We start from the raw sequence: 19,773 nt of genomic DNA, 5'->3' as shown, positions 1-19,773 counted from the left end.
GTTCGGAATGAAGAAAGTTGTTTCTATTCTTTTTACGGTTTTACTTGTTTCTTTTGCTTTTTCTCAAGTCGAGATAGAGTTTTGGCATGGCATGGGAGGACAGTTGGGAGAAACTCTGAATTCCTTAGTCGATACTTTTAATAGGGAAAACCCAGATGTTCATGTGTCAGCCATATATGTGGGAAACTACAGTGCATTAAACCAAAAGTTACTTTCTACGATCACCGCATACTCCCAAGGAAGTACCACAGACCTTCCAACTTTATCTCAAGCTTATGGAAACTGGACCGCAATGTACCTATTTTCTGATGTAGTGCAACCACTCAACGGATATATTGAAAAGGATCCTGAGTTTAAAGAAGCTTGGGATAATCAGATATTCCCTGTTCTAAAGGATTTAGTTACATGGGGAGACACAGTATATGGAATCCCATTTAACAAATCTGTTTATGTTTATTATTATAACCCTGATCTATTTGACTTATTTGGAATCGATCCCCCAAAAACTATGGATGAATTATGGGAAGTAAGTGAACTTTTAACAATGGATTTAGACATGGATGGAGAAACGGATCAATATGGATTAGGTGCGAGAAACTTTATCGACGATTTTCAAATATTCTTATATGCATATAACGCAACATTTTTAGAATACGTCGGCGATGGCAAATACAGAGTTGTTTTACCTGAAGAAGAAACAAAAGAAGTTTTAACATTCATAAAGAACCTGAAAGATTCTGGATACGCTTTGTTCCAAAACGCATATTTGGATCCCCAGTTTGGCTCTGGAGAAATAGCCGCATACATGGGAACGGTTGCAGGTTTAACTTATGCTGAACAATCGTCCAGAGGAAAACACGGTGTCGCTTGGGCTCCATTACCTTCTGTAGATGGTGTCCCTCACTCTCCTATAGCTGGAACTGATGTGATAATGTTTAACTGGGTAAGCCAAGAGCAAAAAGACGCAGCTTGGAGATTCTTGAAATTTTTGATGGATCCCGTAAACGTTGCGTATTGGTCAATAAATACTGGATATGTTCCGATAAGAAGAGATGTTGAAGAGGTTCCACAGTGGCAAGCCTATACAGCAACAGATGATAAGCCAACTATTGCGCTTAACGAATTAGAAACCGCTATCCCAGATCCAAAACCAGCCGCATGGAACGATATAAGAAATGATATCAGTACATTATTTGCTAACTTTTTAAACGATATGGCGACGGTAGATGAGACATACGATGCCATCGTGAATACTTTAGAAACAGGATTAAAGGAGACAGGCGAATACGCTGAATAATAAGTAATAATTATCAAAACCCCAGGTAGTATCAAAACCTGGGGTTTTATTTTGGGTGGTATTTATTGAACGACGTTAGAACTTTCTTTATCAATTTAAGGGATATTAACTTTATCAATTTCCTTCATCAACCTGATCGTCTCTCTGATTATTTCAACAATCTGGAGGAATTGCTCTATACCTTTGCTTTCTAATTTTCTATTCTTCCTGCTTTTAAGCCATTTATCTAAAACCTGATAACCGCCGATATAAAAATCCCAGATTTCCTCAGGTACACCATCAAAGTATTGCTCTTTGTTAATCCACACTTTACCATTTTCATATTTTACTTTTTCAACAATATTTGAACCAATTACATCAAACTTTACACTTGTTGGCAATCTCTTTCTCATTAAATGCAATTCAACCAACTCTTTGCCTAATTCAGCTAATTTCTTGAACTCCTCATAATCATCAACAAATGGAATCCTTGGGAAATCATGCTTTAAAAATTCTTCATATTTCTTCCTGTATGTTGGAGAATACAAAATAGCATAGATATAGTAAAAAATATCTTCTGGAGTTAGTTCTTTATTATATTTTTCAGATAGGGTTTTGTAAATATCTGGATCAATATTTGCTTTCTTCTCCCAGTCAGAATAAAGATATAGTGGGAAAAGAAATGCGATCCCCTTATTACTTAATGTTATACGACTCTCGATGATAGTGTTTGTAACATAAGCATGATTAAATATACCCTCAGCAACTTGCCTAACAGTTATCAATCCCAAATTTTCCTTTAGCATGTGTTTCATAACTTCTGGACGAGGCATACAATGAAAACCTCTTGATGTGCCAGTATAATACGTGTATCTTATATCAAAAGGCCTATATAAAATTGGTACAATTTTATTTTTATCAAGACCGCTTTCCTTTAAATCTTTCTGAGCAAATACTACTTTCCAATCTCTAACATCTTTTCTTAGAATAAACCTTGTTCTTGCTTCTTCTGGGCTCATTTGTACGAATTCGGTTACGGTTGTCCACGCGTCCTCAGGCTTCCATTTTATTGTAAAGTGATCTCTTGCCGTAACTACGCCAACACTGTTTACAGGAAAAATATCCGTAATCTTCCAGAATTTATTATATTCTTCTTCTAATGAGGTATCTTTAGGAACAAAGAAATAGAATGGTGAAATAGGCTTAACTTCTTGCCAATTAACATTATCTATTGAGTGTCTGTCTAACCAACGATATTTATCTTCTCTTAATCCCCACAGGTCAGTATAGTAAACTTTTTTTTCCCTTAAATTTTTATTCTTTATAAATATTCCAATGGCAACTCCTTGTCTTATATCAAAAACATTTTCATCTTTGCTGCCATCAGGACATTTTTCCTTTTTTAAAGAATTTCCATGCAAGTTTAAGATGAAGATTCTATCAAAACTTTGCAGTAGGGATTCCCTCATCCCTCTGAATGTAGGGTTATCAAGATAACTGTGATTAGTAATAAAACCTATAACACCCTCACCATTTTTATCTATTTTCCACTGTGCATATCTTATGAATTTCACATAATCATCCTGAAGCCATTTAGGGTTTTTCTCATCAAGAGGATTGCCATCTACCTTATAATAGCCATCGTCTTTGCTTCCATCTGCTCGTGTATAGCCTTTTTTCAACAAATCATCAATCCACTTACCCTTATTGGCAGATATACCAGAATAAGGTGGATTACCTATTAAAACAAGAATTGGCTTCTCCGTCTTTATTTGATTTGCAATTCTGCTTTCCTCTGTTATTTCCCTCATGAATAGTAAAGGATCATGAACCTCTGATTGTTCTAATGTGTTTGTAAGGTAAACTTGTATTCTGTCGTCATCTTTAAACCTGTAATGCCATCTCTGGAGTAGGTCTGTAATCTTTAAATGGGAGATTACATACGGCGTGATTAAGATTTCAAATCCATAAAAATGTTTTAGAAGGTGATTCTCGATTTTATCGAAAATTATACCTCTTAACCCTTGATTCTTTAATTCTCCCAATGCAACAAGAAAAGTTATCCAGAAAAAAGTTCCCGTTCCAATCGCAGGGTCAAGAACATTTACACTGTCATCTGCAAGGCCTAATGATTTATCAAAGTGCTTCTTCAAAATTGAATGTACAGAATTTACGATAAAGTTTACAACAGGGCGGGGTGTATAATAAACTCCCAGATGTTTTCTCTTCTCAGGTTCATAATAATTCAAAAAATCTTCATAGAAAAATATTATTGGATCTTTGTCCTTTTTGCCACGCTTATCAATTTTATTTAGAATCTCCTCTAACTTTGCAGCATTTAGTATATCGATAATGTCATCTACAATCCATGAGATATTTGGAGGAAACTCTTCACCAGAAATATTCAAGAAGATACGTTTAATCACACCAACATTTCTGGGGATATAGTATGATGCTGTTCTTCTATCTAATTTACCTCGGCAACTTTTCTTAGCCAAAAATAGGCCATAGGTGATGGTCTGGGCATAGGCATCTGCACAATCCTCTAATTCTACATCTTTGATGAGTTCTTTTATACCCAGATAAAAATCATAGATTGATGAAGGAGATTCATTATTTTTAATCTTCTCCAAATCATTCAAAAGTTGGTCTTTAGCCAGTTCCTTCAATAATTTCGCTCTTTTAGAGAGTTCTACAGCCAGTTCTTCAGCTAATACTATTGTTGGTAGTTTATACTCAAAAAATTCATTTATGAGAGAGACAAATGTTTCGATTTTTTCTTTAGAGATAGATAAATTTCTTTTATCCAAATCGGAAAGCATGAAAAGATTGCAATCATAAACCTTGCGCCCTTTTCTAATGAGAACAAATTGAAGATAATTAGTGAGTATTAGATTATCAATACTTTCAATATATTTTTTAAGTTGGTCTGTCTCGAGTATTTTATCTAAATTTTCTCCAAGGTCTTTTGTTTCTATAAAACCAATTTTTCGGTTATTATAAAACGCCTTAAAGTCAGGTGCACCAAGCCCAGCAGCTCTTTTTGGTTCCTGAGTAAGATTATAATCTGGATTTAATCCTTTAATAAAATTTTCAAACGGAGTTCTGTAAGTCCATTCCGTATAATCTCCGTGTGAGTATATACTGTAAACTTCTTTAAAGTAATTTTTTATATCTTTCTCAATCTTACTGTTATCAACCATTCATATCACCTTTGAAGTTTTTTTCAGCATCCGATAGAATCTCATTATAACGTTTTCGGTGTAGCAGAAGTTCGGCGAAGCCGAATTTGGACGGAGCAAAGTGTTGGCTTTTACATCTTGTTATGCAATGTGTATAGGTTATAAGGGAACCCCTTTTTTAATTGCATCGTTAAGTTTACCCATCATATATCCTATTCCTTTACAATTACTTAGTGGGGTAAGAATTTCCTTTGATGAAAAAACTTTATTAGCCATTTCAACATAGTTTTTTCCACCTAAGATTACAATTGGTCCATAGCTATCCAATTCCTTTTCCTTCACTTGAGCAGAAAGCTCCTTTGTAGTTATTGGATTTGCTTTTCTGTCATTAAAGCTTACATTATAAGGCCCGGGAACTATATCATTTGGGAATAAAAATCCATATTTTGCAGATAGGATACACCATGAAGAAGGGTAAAACCTCATGGCATATTCTCTACACTTTTTAGCAAATGGCCCAATATACACATATTTTGCTTTGGTGGGTCCCGCATTCGGATTCTTATCCCATATTTTCTTGTTTCCACATGGAACTACACATAGTGTTTTCATGTTTCCAACTCTACTATCCTATTTTCTATTTTAACTTTCCCTTTAATACAAAATTCTCTCGCTTCACATCTATTAAGGAGTGGACAATAGCCTGTCGTCTTATCTCGGTTTGAACAACCATATTTAGACAAGTGCCAAAGTGGTTCATCTACATCTAAAGCAATCATTGGTCTGTTCTTAATACTCAACCCTTTTACACTTTCAAACCATGCTTCTCTTATATATTTAAATAGTTCACCCAATTTACCTTTGAATTGTCCTCTAACAACTCCAGTAGTTAATGTCGCTCTTGCTATATGTATATCTACAGGGATAGGCACTTCCTCCAAATTTCTTAAATGTGTTATGCCCACATTGTCCCTAAGCATCCTCAACCACAATGGTCCTATTTTAGGTCCACGAAGGAATGGATAGTCTGGTACCAATCTTCCATTATATAAGTGAGTATCGTTTCTTAAGTGGTTCAAAATGAGCGATGAATCCCAGTTGCAGTTTTTAAGAAATTTGCATGGATCGCCTTCCCATTTTTTATAAAAAGTAATCCCAATTGTTCGCCAAATGTAAGCGTCTTTTTTAGTTTTCTTTGACAATTTGTATTTTTGCATATCTTCAATTATTTTTCTGAGAGGGGTTTCATGTAATAGTTTTGGATCGAATAAATATCTTGTTTCTGGGTCATCAAAAGTTCTTCTCGAACTCTCCCATAATGATGGAGCATCCCTTTGATAATCAATTGAAACGGTGAGTGTTAAAAAGAGTATATGATCAAGAGAACCTCTTACTACCCTATTGGGCGTTATATCTTCCGGCATATCAGTTCTTCCATGAATACCCGTGGTAGAAAAAGAATCATAGAGGAGTTCCGCGACCTTCTTTCCTCTTTCCTTGTCTATTATAATTGACATATTTTACATTCTCCTATGTATTTTAGAGTTATGAGAAGTTTTTTCGACAGAAGGGAGAAAAATTTGGGAAATTTAGGCGCCGAGGGTGAGGCGGCTAATTCAATATGGTGGAGTTGATGGGATTCGAACCCACGACCTTTGCCTTGCGAAGGCAACGCGCTCCCGCTGCGCTACAACCCCTTCTTTTTATATTATATCAAAATTCATGAAAGAATTAAATTTCTTGTATAATTCCATCTCTAATTTGGATAATTCTATCGGCTCTTTTTGCAATATTCAAATCATGGGTAACTACTACAAGTGTAGTTCCATTTTCTTTTCTTATCCCTTCCAAAAGTTCTATTATTATTTCACCATTTTCACTGTCAAGATTTCCAGTTGGTTCATCGGCCCATATAACCTCTGGCGAATGTATTATAGCCCTTGCGATAGCAACTCTTTGTTGCTCTCCGCCGGATAGTTCATATGGGAATCTTTCTACTTTATTATCAAGCTTAACTTTCTTTAAAACTTCATAAGCCTTTTCTTTTGAGGTCTTGTTCTTTTCTCCTAAGATCAACAAAGGCAATTGGACATTTTCTAAAACCGTCAAAACCGGTATAAGATTAAAAAATTGAAACACAAAACCCATGTTTTTGGCTCTGAAGGAAGTCCGTTCTTCTTCTTTCAAATTTTGGAATGGAACCCCTTTAAAGTAAATCTCTCCGCTGGTAGGATTATCAATTGCGGAAAGGCAATTAAGCAAGGTCGTTTTACCTGAACCTGAAGGCCCTAATATACCTATAAATTCACCCTTTTTTATAGTTAAGGTAACGTTCTTTAAAGCTTCTACTTTTATTCTTTTGTCGTTGTACACTTTGTACAATTCAATTGCTTTTATCAAAGCGCTATTTTTGCTCTCAACTTCCATTATCCAATCTCCCTCAAACTGTCTGCCGGTGTGATTTTAGTTATTAAAAACGAAGGTATCATCAAGGTTAGAAAAGTGATTAAATACACCATTCCAATTATTCCCACTACATTCAACAAAGGAAAATAAAAATCAACATTTCCTAAAAATTGAAAGATGGCGAAAATAATATCCTTCGCGACTAGGTAACCTCCAACAAGACCAATGAAAGCTCCTACGGAAACAATGCTGAAATTTTCAATGAGAAGCCCCTTGGTTATATCTTTTGAACTTGAACCGATTGCCCTTAGAGTTCCGATTATTCTTTGGCGAATTATGCATGATCTTACAGAGTACAGTGCCAGTCCTGAAAATCCACTAATCAATCCAAGATAAAGCATTCCAGTTGCTAGAGAAATTATACCATCTATCCCATTATAAATAGTCTGTAATTCCTCTTCTATAAAAATAGGATAATCAAAAGTTGACATATATTTCTGCTTGACTTCGTCAATATTTTCTTTAGGCACATTCCCTAAAAGTATATCGACACTTTTTACGCTATTAGGTTTGGATACTATACTTGCTACATATTTTACAGGAATTGTAATATCTTTTAAGTTAAAAAAACCAACGACATCGTAAGAAACATTAGATACTCCACCTAAGGGTGTAATAGAAGAAAGATTACCCTTCACGTACTCTGGAATTTGTTCTTCATCACTAAATTTTCCATAAAGAACGGTATTTTTACTTTTCAGTTCCTCTCTCCAATCTGTTACTGATTCCGATGGAATTATCGCCGATTCAAGAAAAGTATCGTCTACAAAAGCTATGATCTGTGAATCGAGAATGGCAATTTGAACCTTTGTTGGCTTTTCTATCCCTTCATAAACAGCTATATCATCAGAAAAAAATAGGTTTTTTATAGGATTTGATACAACCAAAAAATTATATCCAAATAATCCTTCTTGCATAGAAGTATCAACAAACCTAACCAAATTCGCTGGTATGGAAGAAATAACAATCAAACCAAAAATAATTATACCAAACATTAAAGAAAGCATTAAAACTCTAACTGGGAATCTTTCAACATACGAAAATCCCAAAAGAAAAGGAACACTCTTCTTTGAGGAAAACACTTTAGAAAACCTTTTTAAAATTGGAATTATAGAAGTAAAAAAAAGAACAACGATGAAACCGAATAAAAAAGATCTTTGAAAAATAAAATTAAAAGATAATGCTCCCGAAGAGAGGGAGAAATATGTTTTACTAAGGATCATAAGAAAAACGGATAACCCAACATTAAACAAAGGGTTTTTGAATACAAATACTAATCCCACTGAAATCAAAATTAATGCCAGAATTTCAAACTCATTTGCAAAGGACATTAAAAGAACACCAGATATAATAAAAAGAAGAGAAAGCCATCCGTTAATACCATGAGGCACATATGCCTCTACATCTTTTTTCAAGGATTCTACAGGAGAGTTGTTGGAAATTTGTAACCCTTTAATCATAAAAATAATCAATGGTATTACAATACCTATTAATAAACCAAATATTATTGTTCTAACACTTAATTCATAAGGAACGACTGTAAAACTTCCCAAAGTTTCGAAAGTTAGACCTGATGCAATTTCACCAAGTTGATTTAATAGAACAGCTCCTATTTTCGCCCCCAAAATAACTCCTATTGCTGAAGATATCCCAAAATATAACAAAGCTTCCATAAAGAAAAGAAGTAAGATCTTAAATCTATTAAAACCTAAAATTCTTAAAATACCTACAGTTTTTTCTTGCTCGTTTGCAAAATTGTTCCCGAAAACGATAACTAATATTAAACCTGCCAATATTGAAAAAGAACTAAAGGCAAAAACAATATATCCCAGAATTTCATTTACTGGGGAATTCAAAAAATCTTGTTTAATGTTTTTAATCTCTAAATTTGAAGGAAGGGAAATATTGGAAATATCTACATTTTCGGATTCAACAAAATCCACATACGCCTTTGAAGGATAAACTGTATTACCTTTGAAATCCGATACATTAACAAAAACCGATCCCGGATATTGTGCCATCTCTCCTCGGTAATTCAAAAAACCTTTCTCACCAATATGAGAAATCTCTAGATTCTTTGAACCTCCCGGCATATGAATTACAATGGTTTCTCCTTCATTAACTCCAATTTCGTTAGCTATCTCTTGAGAGACAACTACTTTACCTGGACTTAAATCAATATTTTGACCTATAAAGTTTGAAAGATCTTCTCCTTCAACCGCAACAACCAAAACTTCCAAAAAACGCCCATTATTTTCTATTCTTCCGAAACTTTCTGAAGCCGGTAAAATGTTTTTTACTTGGGGATTGCTTTTTAGATCATCTAATATCATTTGTGACAAGGGAAAAGAGAGAAATAGTGATGTCCTGTTATTAACAACAAAGGCATCCGCTTGACCAAAATTAACTTCCACTTGAGTTTTTCTATATGAAACTATTGAGTCATTAAGGGAAAGAGAAGAAACAGTTAACAAAGAAGGAATGATAGCCCCTAACACTAGCAAAATGCTTACTTGCCATCTCTTAAAAAAATTGCGAAGGGCAAATTTCCAAAAAAACACTAAACCATCTCCCAAAATGCTTTATTCAGTGCATAGTGTTATTTTATCAAATTACTTTCAAAAATACTATAGTTTTACAAAAAATATATCAAAATCGATTACATAATAAAATGAGTTTGTGAGCTCAATAAAGTTCTCTATTAATCTCAATCTCTTCGAATTCTTTTATGTCACATCTTTACATACAAAAATGTAAAAAAAGAGGTAAAATATTACATGTATAAAAAAGTTAAGAAATTTTTTGATAAAAGTATAACAAAAACATTACAGAAGGGGTGAGTGAATTGAAAATCGTCAGCCCACAAGAAGCAATTTCCTTCATTTCTGAAGGAACTACCTTAATGATAGGGGGGTTTTTGGGCGTTGGAACACCAGAAACTTTGATAGACGAACTAATAAATAAAAGGAAAAGTAACTTAACAGTTATATGCAACGATACTTCTTTTGAAGACAAGGGTATCGGTAGATTAATTGCTAGCAAACTCGTAAAAAAAGTGATAACCTCCCATATTGGAACGAACAAAGAAACTCAAAGACAATGTATAGAAAACGAGTTGGAAGTTGAGTTTGTCCCTCAAGGCACATTAATAGAACAAATTAGAGCTGGGGGGGCTGGGCTTGGAGGCATATTAACTCCAACCGGGATAGGAACTATAAGAGAAAAAAATAAACAACTCATTGAGATAGAGGGGAAAAAATATATTCTTGAAAAAGCTCTTAGAGGAAGAGTAGCGCTTGTTAAATCCAGTAAAGCCGATCATCTTGGAAATTTACAATGTTCATTCACCGCAAGAAACTTTAACCCGGTTATGGCCCTAGCTTGTGACATCGTTATTGCCGAAGTAGATGAACTTGTTCCAACAGGTAGTATATGTCCTGATGAAATTCATATTCCTGGAGCTATTGTTGATTACGTTGTTATAAGGAGTGAAAAAAGATGAATGAAAAAGAAAGGATCGCTAAAAGGGTAGCAAAAGAATTGAAACCAGGAAATATTGTCAACTTAGGAATCGGTTTGCCGACTTTGGTATCTAACTTTGTGTCTAAAGATGCTGAAATATTTTTCCAAGGAGAAAACGGGATTCTCGGAATAGCTTCAGAGATTCCTGAAGAAATATCTAACCCCAACTTAATCAATGCAGGCGGAAAATATGTGGATATAATACCCGGTGCAATGATATTTGATTCTGCTTTTTCTTTTGCGTTAATTAGAGGAGGTCATATAGATGTAACGGTTCTTGGAGCTTTTCAAGTTGATCAGGAAGGACACCTAGCAAACTGGATGGTCCCCGGAAAAGTTATCGCTGGCATGGGTGGAGCAATGGACTTAGTTACCGGTGCAAAAAAGGTAATAATAGCTATGACACACACCTCAAAAGGTACACCTAAAATAATTAAAAAGTGTTCTTTACCTTTAACCTCAATCAGAAGGGTTGATTTGATAGTAACCGAGTTTTCTGTCATTGAACCAACTGATAATGGGTTATTATTAAAAGAGATTTCCCCTGACATTACTTTAGAAGAATTAAAGGAAATAACTGAAGCAGAACTAATAGTTCCAGATGACTTAAAACTTATGGAATTCTAACTATAGGGAAAACCAAGCTTGAAACCTTTATATTCAATATTTCAAAGGGGGGAACAATAAATGGAAAAAGCGATTATACGCGTAAGAATGGGTTCGCAAGACGCTCATTATGGAGGTAACCTAGTAGATGGAGCAAAAATCCTACAATTATTTGGAGATGTTGCAACAGAGTTGCTCATAAAACATGATGGTGATGAAGGTTTATTTAAAGCATACGATAATGTAGAATTTATCTCTCCCGTTTATGCAGGGGATTATATCGAAGCAGAAGGAGAGATAACAAAGGTTGGAAATACCTCTAGAACTATGAGTTTTGAAGCTAGAAAGGTTATAACAAAGAGAACCGATATATCAGATTCGGCTGCGGATTACCTTGAAAAACCCATAATAGTTTGTAAGGCGAGCGGTACATGTGTAGTTCCAAAAGATAAAAAAAGGAAGTGAAAAAATGGAAAAGTTAATTATCACTGCAGCCTTAACAGGAGCCGAAGTAACTAGGGAACAACAACCTGCCTTGCCGATGTCTCCTCAAGAAATAGCCCAAGCAGCTTACGATTGTTATTTAGCTGGTGCTTCTATCGTTCATGTCCATGCAAGAGATCAAAAAGGAAATCCAACTCAATCTATATATGTATATAAAGAGATTAAAGAAGAGATAGAAAGTAGATGTAACATCATCTTTCAACCCTCTACAGGCGGGGCTGTTTATCACACTTTTGAAGAAAGAAGACAGCCATTAGAACTAAACCCAGAGATGGCTACTCTATCGGCCGGAACAACAAACTTTGGAAAAGATATTTTTCTAAACACGGAGGAATACATCGAAAAATTTGCTCACGAGATGAAACAGAGAAAAATCAAGCCAGAGATAGAGGTATTTGAAAGGGGACATATAAATAACGCTCTAAGGATAGAAAAAAAAGGCTTAATAGACAGACCAATTCACTTTGATTTTGTAATGGGTGTTCCAGGGGCGATACCTGGTGAAATTGATGACCTTATATATCTTGTAAGTCATATCCCACCAAATAGTACCTGGACGGTGGCGGGAATAGGGAAGTATGAACTATCACTTGCGGTTCATGCCATATTGATGGGTGGGCATGTAAGGGTAGGATTCGAAGATAACATATACTTTAAAAAAGGAGAACTTGCCAAATCTAATGCCCAATTAGTCGAAAGAATAGCCAAAATATCTATAGAATTAGGTAGAGAAGTTGCTGGACCTGAAGAAGCCCGAAAAATATTAAACATTGGAGGTGAAGGATGAAAAAAGGTTGTCCATTCGGCTCTCATAGAGTTATCGAACCAAAAGGGTTGTTGCCTCAAGCCGCAAACAAAATAGATAACTCACCAGAAATATATTCAAATGAGATATTAATAGATGTACTAACCTTAAATATAGATTCCGCAAGTTTTACCCAGATAAAAGAATCATGTAAAAATGATGTTGAGAAAATAAAAGAGCGAATTATAGAAATAGTAAACGAAAAAGGAAAGATGCAAAATCCCGTTACCGGTTCCGGGGGAATGCTTATAGGGATAGTAGAAAAAATTGGTTCAGATTTTCCACACAAAGATTTAAAAGTTGGAGACAAAATTGCCACCCTTGTTTCCCTATCAGCCACACCTCTAAAAATTAACAAAATAAAAAAAATAAAATTGGAAAATGAACAGGTAGATATACAAGGTAAAGCCATATTATTTGAAAGCGCAATTTATGCTATTTTACCAACAGATATCCCAGAAAAATTAGCCTTATCGGCTTTGGATGTTGCTGGAGCTCCTGCTCAAACATCTAAATTAGTTAAAAAAGGGGACACAGTTTGCATCATTGGCGGTGGAGGAAAATCAGGAATACTATGCTCTTACCAAGCAATGAAAATTACTAGAGAAAAAGGGAAAGTTATAGTTGTCGAATATTCTGGAGAAAATGCAAAAAGGATAAAAGAGTTGAATTTAGCAGATGAATTGATAATTGCAGATGCAACCAAACCAATTGAAGTATATCAAAAAGTATTGGAAAAAAACAATGGGAAACTTTGCGATGTAACGATTAACAACGTGAACGTCCCTAATACCGAAATGTCATCGATTTTAATAACGAAAGATGAAGGCGTGGTCTATTTTTTTTCTATGGCAACATCTTTTACCAAGGCAGCCTTGGGAGCAGAAGGAGTTGGAAAGGATTTAACCATGATCATAGGAAATGGTTACACAAAGGGTCATGCGGATTTAACCCTTCAAATATTGAGAGAGTCAAGTGAAATAAGATCTTTGTTTGAAAAATTATATGCATGAGGAGGACTCATTTATGAATATCCCTAGAAATTACAAGGAGATACCCTTATGGAAAGATGTGACCGAAGAAGAATGGAAAGATTGGCATTGGCAACTCAGAAACAGAATTACAGATGTCGAAAAATTAAGGCAGATAATCAATTTAACCCCTGAAGAGGAACAAGGGATTAAAAACACTTTAAAAACTTTGAGAATGGCTATTACACCCTATTTTGCTACTCTAATGGATCCTGATAACCCCAAATGTCCGATTAGAAGGCAAGCCGTACCCAGCTCAAAAGAATTGATAAAGGGCCCATGGGACCAAATAGATCCACTCCATGAAGATGCAGATTCGCCCGCACCCGGGCTTACTCATAGATATCCCGACAGAGTGCTATTTTTAATAACTGATATGTGCTCGATGTACTGCAGGCATTGCACTAGAAGAAGGTTCGCCGGTCAGACAGATTCCAACAGAAAAAGGAACGAGATCGATGCCTCACTTCAATACATACGAGATACCCCTCAAGTTAGAGACGTACTTTTATCCGGTGGGGATGCCTTAATGGCTGGAATACCTATTCTAGAATATATATTAAGTGAGTTGAAGAAAATACCCCATGTGGAGGTAGTAAGAATAGGGACGAGAGTTCCCGTGGTATTCCCTCAACTAATTACAGATAATTTAGTTAACGTACTCAAAAAATACCATCCTTTATGGCTCAACACTCAGTTCAATCATCCAAAAGAAATAACCCCGGAATCTGCTGAAGCTTGCCGAAAACTAGCCGATGCTGGGATCCCACTTGGAAACCAATCAGTACTGCTAAGGGGGGTGAACGACAGCAAATATATTATTATGGAATTAGTGCATGAATTGGTGAAAATACGGGTGAGGCCATACTACTTATACCAATGTGATTTATCGCAAGGTATAGAACATTTCAGAACATCGGTATCAAAAGGTATAGAGATTATGGAATCCCTTATTGGCCATACATCCGGATTTGCCATACCTGAGTTCGTCGTAGATGCACCAGGGGGTGGGGGAAAGATTAGAATAATGCCAAACTATTTGATATCACAAAACAAGGATACTGTAATCTTAAGAAATTACGAAGGTGTGATATCAACCTACCACGAGCCCAAAGATACAACCACTGACGTTGATGATTCACTTTACAGAGAAAAATATGAGTGGTTTGGGGTGGCAAGACTATTCGATGATAAAGAAAAATTAAGCTTGGAACCTGATCTTTTAGAAAGACATGAAAGAGTAAAAAAACGCAAGAAATATGAAGAACTAGGGGGTAAAAATGAAATACGAAGAGATAAAAATTAATCAAGCTTATGAAACGGATAAAAAAATAACCGCCAACATGGTAGAATCTTTTGCAGATATAACAGGCGATAAAAACCCTATTCATTTAGACGAAGAATTTGCATCTCACACCTTATTCAAAAAAAGAATAGTTCATGGAATGTTGAGCGTGAGTATAATATCGTCCATTCTTGGCATGGAGTTCCCAGGTCCAGGAACTATATATATGAAGCAAGAGGTAAAATTCTTAAAACCCATATACATCGATGAAAAAATAACGGTTAAAATAACTGTGAAGGACAAAATAGAGGAAAAATTCAGATTAGTACTTGCAACACAAATAATAAAAGAGGATGGATCTTTGGGGATAGATGGTGAAGCTTTGGTATTATTCAAAAGCTGAATATTGTAAAGGGAGTTATAAATTTGAAAAGTGTCTCTATTGTTGGTCTTGAAAAAAATACCGGAAAAACAGAAACGATAAATTTTTTATTAAAAACCCTCAATAAAAGAGTTGGAATTACTTCTATCGGCTTAGATGGCGAACCAATAGATCAATTAACTTCTATGCCAAAACCTCACATAGGAATTGTAAAAGGAACAGTCTTTGCTACCGCTGAAAAATATTACAAGCTAAAAAGATTTCATTCTGAAATCTTATCCGTTGATGATGATTTAAGAACACCTTTAGGAAGAATAGTTGTATCCAAGGCACTTGAAAATGGTGAGATAATATTGGCCGGCCCTCAAAAGATCAAAGACATAAAAACTCTCATAGAAAAAATGTTAAAATTAGGAGCACAGATTGTCTTAATAGATGGTGCATTATCGAGACTCACTCCCGCTTCACCAGTTATTACTGATGCTATGATACTTGCAACAGGAGCAGCTGTAAGTCTAAACATAAATGAACTTGTTAAAAAAACCAAATTTGTTACAGATTTGATCCAATTAGAAAAAGAGAATAACAGCGAATTGGAAAATTTGACAGATGGAATATATGCAATAGATGAAAGAGCTATTAAATTATCCATAAGATCACTACTCTCTTTTGAAGAATGCGACAAGCCAATTCTTGATTACGGGAAAAAGTTTTATATATGTGGTGCTTTGGGGGAAAGCTTTTTGAAGTATCTATCTAAGGAAAAAAATTTAAACGAAGTAGAATTAATAGTAAAAGATTTCACTAAAATATTTGTAAAACCAGAAACTTATTACACATTTATACAAAAAGGCGGAAAAATAAAGGTACTCCACAGTACAAAATTATTGGCTATAACTATTAATCCTATCTCTCCATACGGATATACTATGGACTCAGATGAAATCATAAAGAGATTAAAAGAAGTAATAAACATACCGATAATAAATGTGAGGGAAGGCCAATCATGGATGATTTAGAATATATACTTCAAAAGTTAGATGTTGTTACTCCCTTAGGAGTAAAAAAAATAAAAAATTTAGAATTTTATACCAATACTATCCAAATAAAACAAGAACTGGATAAAATTGAGGAAGCTATATTAGCAATCAAAAGGGAAAAGAAATCACTAAGCAAAATCAAATCCAACCTCAAATACATAAAAGACATTAACTACATTATAGGAAGACTAAAAAACTGCGAGGTTTTGGATGATATAGAACTATTTGAAATAAAATTTTTTTCTATATATTATGAAGAAATAAGGAAACTAGTCAATTTCTCTTTTTTAAAACTACCTTCTTTGGAAAAAGTGATAGCCATTCTGGATCCAGAAGGGAACAAACTTCCAACATTTTACATTTACAATTCATACTCTCGTGAACTTGCATCGATCAGAAGAAAGAGAAAAAACGCTCCTCAAGAAGAAAAAGACTTATTATACCAAAAAGAAATGGAAATAGAAGAAAAAATAAGATATAACCTTTCTGTAAAATTGACAGAATATTCGTCAGAATTGGAACAGGCCTTAAAAGACCTAGAGGAATTAGATTTCATACTAGCTAAAGCAGAACTAGCAATGAACCTAAAGCTTTCAAAACCCGAACTTTCAAGCAATATAGAATATGAGGGATTATTCAATCCACTCATCAAAGAACAATTAGAAAAAACGAATCAAATATATCAACCGATAAACATAAAATTAGGTAAAGGAACAACGTTAATAACCGGGGCAAACATGACAGGAAAAACAGTAATACTAAGATCTTTGGCATTATCCCAATATCTTTTTCAATATGGGTTCTACGTTCCCGCAAGGCATGCAAAAATCAAACCGGTTGATAAAATATTTTTGGTTTCAGGTGATTATCAATCGATCTTAAGTGGTTTATCTTCATACGCCGCCGAGATTTTAAAATTAAATGAAATATTAACGTACATTAAGCAAGATGATTCAGCATTGATATTACTTGATGAAATAGCAAGAAACACAAATCCTCATGAGGGTAGATTAATTGTGAAAGCTGTCATTAAAATTCTCAACAATTACCATTCTATATCGGTAGTTACAACCCATTTCAACAACGTTGCGGAAAAAAATATAAAAAAATTTAGAATTAAAGGAATTAAAAAATCTCTACTTAAAATGTATATTTCTCCAACAGACATCACAGAATTAATGGATTACTCTTTAATAGAAGACAAGAAGGGAAAAGTCCCAGAAGAAGCATTAACAATTGCAAAAATGCTCAATATTGATAAAGAATTTATAAATACCATCGAAGAATTGAAAAAGGAGGACCAATTGTGAACAAATTAAATTTGGATCAAAATAAAATTGAACATGCCAGAAACTTAGCTAAAAATATCGCCTTGGATGTTCAAAAATATGTTGAGGAAAGATCCACTGTTTCAACCGAAAGAGCAATATGCAGATTACTAGGCATAGATAGTGTAGATAAAAATGGGGTACCCCTACCCAACAGAGTTGTAGAACATATAAAAGAAATAGGCCTACTGAACGAAGGAGCCGCATACTTAATTGGTAACGCTTTAAAAGAAACGGGGTTAACACCTCAAGAAATAGCAGAAAAAATATCGGTTGAAGAACTAGATTTATCAAAGATTAAAATAAATAGCGACATCAAAATTCAAAAAGCATTGGACCCCTATGTTGATTCAATAATTAATTTGATAGAGAACAACAAAAGAAAAAGAAAAACTTATTTAGAAAAATTAGGCGAAGGTCCTCAACCATACTTATACGTCATCGTAGCAACAGGTAATATATATGAAGACGTTGTTCAAGCTCAAGCTGCTGCAAGACAAGGAGCAGATATAATTGCAGTAATTAGGTCCACAGGTCAAAGCCTTTTGGATTTCGTCCCATACGGTCCTACTACGGAAGGATTTGGAGGCACTTTTGCTACACAAGAAAACTTTAAAATAATGCGGAAAGCTTTAGATGAAGTTGGGGAAGAGATAGGTAGATACATAAGGCTTGTGAATTATGCATCAGGATTATGCATGCCTGAGATCGCAGCTATGGGGGCGATGGAACGATTAGATGTTATGTTAAATGACGCTTTATACGGTATCCTATTCAGAGACATCAACATGAAAAGAACGATAATAGACCAATACTTTTCAAGAGTTATTAACGGTTTTGCTGATATTATAATAAATACCGGAGAAGATAACTACTTAACAACTGCCGATGCATATGAAGAAGCTCACACAGTCTTAACCTCTCAATTCATAAACGAACAGTTAGCATTAATTGCCGGCATACCTGAAGAGCAGATGGGATTAGGCCATGCTTTCGAAATGGATCCGGATATTACGAACGGCTTTTTATACGAGTTGGCCCAAGCTCAAATGGCAAGGGAAATATTTCCAAAATCTCCCTTAAAGTATATGCCACCAACAAAACATATGACAGGTAACATCTTCAAAGGGCATATACAAAACGCTATGTTCAACGTAGTTTCAATCATAACTGAACAAGGGATACAATTGTTAGGCATGCTCACAGAGGCTATTCATACACCTTTTATGTCTGATAGATATCTCTCAATAGAAAACGCAAAATACATATTCAACAATCTAAGAAATATTGCTGATGAAATCGAATTCAAAAAAGATGGCATCATTCACAAAAGAGCCCAGCAAGTACTAGACGAATCGATTGCACTATTGGAAAAAATGAATGAAGATGGACTGTTCGTTTCTCTTTCTAAGGGCACCTTTGCAAACATTAAAAGACCCATCGATGGCGGGAAAGGTTTGGAAGGTGTATTTGAAAAAGGGAAACATTACTTTAACCCTTTTATAACAAAAATGTTGGAGGGAAAACAAAGATGAGCGGAGGATCATACTCAACAGAAAAAAAAGGTTTCGATGAAACTCTAAACCTAAAAGCCATAAAACCGTATGGAGACGCAATGAACGATGGAAAAATGCAATTAAGCTTCACATTACCTGTTCCTGATGGAGAAGAGGCGATAGAATCTGCAAAACAATTACTGATGAAAATGGGTTTAGAAGAACCTATGGTTGTTTATCACAAGGAGTTGACCAAGGGTTTCACTTTTTTCATCTGTTATGGAAGTTGCACACATACTCTTGATTATACTGCAATTCAAGTTCCTCACATAAAAACTAAAACAATGTCAATGGAAGAAATAGACGAATACATTAGAAAGTATATAGGTAGGAAAATAAAGGTAATAGGGGCTTCAACAGGAACAGATGCGCATACTGTGGGTATCGATGCAATAATGAACCGTAAAGGATACGCTGGACATTATGGTTTGGAAAGATACGAAATGTTTGAAACCCTGAACATGGGAAGTCAAGTTTTGAATGAGGTTTTCGTTGCCAAAGCATTAGAATTTGAAGCCGACGCCTTACTCGTCTCTCAAACTGTCACTCAAAAAAATATACATGTAAAAAACCTTACAGAATTAGTAGAATTATTGGAAGCCGAAGGAATCAGACACAAAGTAATTCTTATCGTAGGAGGTCCCCGAATAACTCACCAATTAGCCAAAGAAATAGGTTTTGATGCAGGATTTGGACCAAACACATATCCCGAAGACGTTGCATCTTACATAGCACAAGAATTATTTCAGAGATTACAGGAAAACAAACAATAACTTAATAAAAATAATAA

Annotated in this window: 17 protein-coding genes and 1 tRNA gene; 12 read left to right on the top strand and 6 right to left on the bottom strand. The window is 34.9% G+C overall.

What is annotated here, in order from left to right:
- Positions 1 to 7 precede the first annotated feature (7 nt).
- Complete coding sequence (locus tag BZ25_RS09250; RefSeq protein ID WP_121515044.1) at positions 8 to 1,297, top strand: ABC transporter substrate-binding protein; 1,290 nt, start codon at positions 8 to 10, stop codon at positions 1,295 to 1,297.
- Between the two features lie 95 nt (positions 1,298 to 1,392).
- On the opposite strand, the gene BZ25_RS09245 is transcribed toward BZ25_RS09250, so the two are convergent.
- The 6 genes from BZ25_RS09245 to BZ25_RS09220 all read right to left on the bottom strand — a co-directional run bounded on the left by BZ25_RS09245 (position 1,393) and on the right by BZ25_RS09220 (position 9,485).
- Complete coding sequence (locus tag BZ25_RS09245) at positions 1,393 to 4,479, bottom strand: type ISP restriction/modification enzyme (protein ID WP_121515045.1); 3,087 nt, start codon at positions 4,477 to 4,479, stop codon at positions 1,393 to 1,395.
- 138 nt (positions 4,480 to 4,617) lie between these two features.
- Complete coding sequence (locus BZ25_RS09240) at positions 4,618 to 5,070, bottom strand: DUF6884 domain-containing protein (protein WP_121515046.1); 453 nt, start codon at positions 5,068 to 5,070, stop codon at positions 4,618 to 4,620.
- Positions 5,067 to 5,975 carry a hypothetical protein gene (locus tag BZ25_RS09235; RefSeq protein WP_121515047.1) on the bottom strand — a complete coding sequence of 303 codons (909 nt, stop codon included), beginning with the start codon at positions 5,973 to 5,975 and terminating at the stop codon, positions 5,067 to 5,069. Before BZ25_RS09235 ends, BZ25_RS09240 begins: the two co-directional genes overlap by 4 nt.
- A gap of 105 nt (positions 5,976 to 6,080) precedes the next feature.
- Positions 6,081 to 6,155 (bottom strand) — tRNA-Ala (locus BZ25_RS09230).
- Between the two features lie 34 nt (positions 6,156 to 6,189).
- The gene (locus BZ25_RS09225) at positions 6,190 to 6,885 is read right to left on the bottom strand and encodes an ABC transporter ATP-binding protein (protein WP_012208893.1); all 696 of its coding nucleotides are present in this window, start codon (positions 6,883 to 6,885) and stop codon (positions 6,190 to 6,192) included.
- Positions 6,885 to 9,485: an ABC transporter permease gene (locus BZ25_RS09220; protein ID WP_121515048.1), complete on the bottom strand. Its 2,601-nt coding sequence runs from the start codon at positions 9,483 to 9,485 to the stop codon at positions 6,885 to 6,887. The genes BZ25_RS09225 and BZ25_RS09220 overlap by 1 nt, the downstream gene beginning before the upstream one ends.
- A gap of 284 nt (positions 9,486 to 9,769) precedes the next feature.
- Here BZ25_RS09220 and BZ25_RS09215 point away from each other — a divergent pair, with 284 nt between their 5' ends.
- From BZ25_RS09215 to BZ25_RS09165, 11 genes are read left to right on the top strand one after another with little or no spacing between them, the layout of a single operon-like run.
- Complete coding sequence (locus BZ25_RS09215; protein WP_012208895.1) at positions 9,770 to 10,426, top strand: CoA transferase subunit A; 657 nt, start codon at positions 9,770 to 9,772, stop codon at positions 10,424 to 10,426.
- Positions 10,423 to 11,073, top strand: coding sequence for a 3-oxoacid CoA-transferase subunit B (locus BZ25_RS09210; RefSeq protein ID WP_012208896.1), 651 nt, complete (start codon positions 10,423 to 10,425; stop codon positions 11,071 to 11,073). The genes BZ25_RS09215 and BZ25_RS09210 overlap by 4 nt, the downstream gene beginning before the upstream one ends.
- A 60-nt stretch (positions 11,074 to 11,133) precedes the next feature.
- Positions 11,134 to 11,517, top strand: coding sequence for a hotdog domain-containing protein (locus BZ25_RS09205; protein ID WP_121567543.1), 384 nt, complete (start codon positions 11,134 to 11,136; stop codon positions 11,515 to 11,517).
- 4 nt (positions 11,518 to 11,521) lie between these two features.
- Positions 11,522 to 12,343: a 3-keto-5-aminohexanoate cleavage protein gene (locus tag BZ25_RS09200; RefSeq protein WP_012208898.1), complete on the top strand. Its 822-nt coding sequence runs from the start codon at positions 11,522 to 11,524 to the stop codon at positions 12,341 to 12,343.
- Positions 12,340 to 13,374: a hypothetical protein gene (locus tag BZ25_RS09195; RefSeq protein ID WP_012208899.1), complete on the top strand. Its 1,035-nt coding sequence runs from the start codon at positions 12,340 to 12,342 to the stop codon at positions 13,372 to 13,374. Before BZ25_RS09200 ends, BZ25_RS09195 begins: the two co-directional genes overlap by 4 nt.
- Positions 13,375 to 13,387: 13 nt before the next feature.
- Entirely contained in the window at positions 13,388 to 14,698 is a 1,311-nt protein-coding gene (ablA, locus tag BZ25_RS09190; protein WP_012208900.1) for a lysine 2,3-aminomutase, read from the top strand.
- On the top strand, positions 14,673 to 15,080 hold the full coding sequence (locus BZ25_RS09185) for a MaoC family dehydratase (protein WP_121515050.1): 408 nt from the start codon (positions 14,673 to 14,675) through the stop codon (positions 15,078 to 15,080). Before ablA ends, BZ25_RS09185 begins: the two co-directional genes overlap by 26 nt.
- A gap of 23 nt (positions 15,081 to 15,103) precedes the next feature.
- Positions 15,104 to 16,078, top strand: a complete 975-nt coding sequence (locus BZ25_RS09180) for a hypothetical protein (RefSeq protein WP_121515051.1) — start codon at positions 15,104 to 15,106, stop codon at positions 16,076 to 16,078.
- Positions 16,066 to 17,409 (top strand): DNA mismatch repair protein MutS, encoded by a 1,344-nt coding sequence (locus BZ25_RS09175; protein WP_012208903.1) that lies wholly within the window; start codon positions 16,066 to 16,068, stop codon positions 17,407 to 17,409. Before BZ25_RS09180 ends, BZ25_RS09175 begins: the two co-directional genes overlap by 13 nt.
- Positions 17,406 to 18,962: a lysine 5,6-aminomutase subunit alpha gene (locus tag BZ25_RS09170; protein WP_199676883.1), complete on the top strand. Its 1,557-nt coding sequence runs from the start codon at positions 17,406 to 17,408 to the stop codon at positions 18,960 to 18,962. The genes BZ25_RS09175 and BZ25_RS09170 overlap by 4 nt, the downstream gene beginning before the upstream one ends.
- Positions 18,959 to 19,756, top strand: coding sequence for an OAM dimerization domain-containing protein (locus BZ25_RS09165; protein ID WP_012208905.1), 798 nt, complete (start codon positions 18,959 to 18,961; stop codon positions 19,754 to 19,756). Before BZ25_RS09170 ends, BZ25_RS09165 begins: the two co-directional genes overlap by 4 nt.
- Positions 19,757 to 19,773 lie beyond the last annotated feature (17 nt).

This window comes from Petrotoga sp. Shatin.DS.tank11.9.2.9.3, assembly GCF_003665005.1.
Classification (GTDB): Bacteria; Thermotogota; Thermotogae; order Petrotogales; family Petrotogaceae; genus Petrotoga; species Petrotoga mobilis.
Note: the sequence above shows the minus strand (reverse complement) of the source record. Positions and strands in the feature narration are given on the sequence as shown.

Bases quoted from the DNA above. Each gene is read 5' to 3' on its own strand.
- BZ25_RS09250 (WP_121515044.1), top strand. From the start codon at position 8: ATGAAGAAAGTTGTTTCTATTCTTTTTACGGTTTTACTTGTTTCTTTT.
- BZ25_RS09245 (WP_121515045.1), bottom strand. From the start codon at position 4,479: ATGGTTGATAACAGTAAGATTGAGAAAGATATAAAAAATTACTTTAAA.
- BZ25_RS09240 (WP_121515046.1), bottom strand. From the start codon at position 5,070: ATGAAAACACTATGTGTAGTTCCATGTGGAAACAAGAAAATATGGGAT.
- BZ25_RS09235 (WP_121515047.1), bottom strand. From the start codon at position 5,975: ATGTCAATTATAATAGACAAGGAAAGAGGAAAGAAGGTCGCGGAACTC.
- BZ25_RS09225 (WP_012208893.1), bottom strand. From the start codon at position 6,885: ATGGAAGTTGAGAGCAAAAATAGCGCTTTGATAAAAGCAATTGAATTG.
- BZ25_RS09210 (WP_012208896.1), top strand. From the start codon at position 10,423: ATGAATGAAAAAGAAAGGATCGCTAAAAGGGTAGCAAAAGAATTGAAA.
- BZ25_RS09205 (WP_121567543.1), top strand. From the start codon at position 11,134: ATGGAAAAAGCGATTATACGCGTAAGAATGGGTTCGCAAGACGCTCAT.
- BZ25_RS09200 (WP_012208898.1), top strand. From the start codon at position 11,522: ATGGAAAAGTTAATTATCACTGCAGCCTTAACAGGAGCCGAAGTAACT.
- BZ25_RS09195 (WP_012208899.1), top strand. From the start codon at position 12,340: ATGAAAAAAGGTTGTCCATTCGGCTCTCATAGAGTTATCGAACCAAAA.
- ablA (WP_012208900.1), top strand. From the start codon at position 13,388: ATGAATATCCCTAGAAATTACAAGGAGATACCCTTATGGAAAGATGTG.
- BZ25_RS09185 (WP_121515050.1), top strand. From the start codon at position 14,673: ATGAAATACGAAGAGATAAAAATTAATCAAGCTTATGAAACGGATAAA.
- BZ25_RS09175 (WP_012208903.1), top strand. From the start codon at position 16,066: ATGGATGATTTAGAATATATACTTCAAAAGTTAGATGTTGTTACTCCC.
- BZ25_RS09165 (WP_012208905.1), top strand. From the start codon at position 18,959: ATGAGCGGAGGATCATACTCAACAGAAAAAAAAGGTTTCGATGAAACT.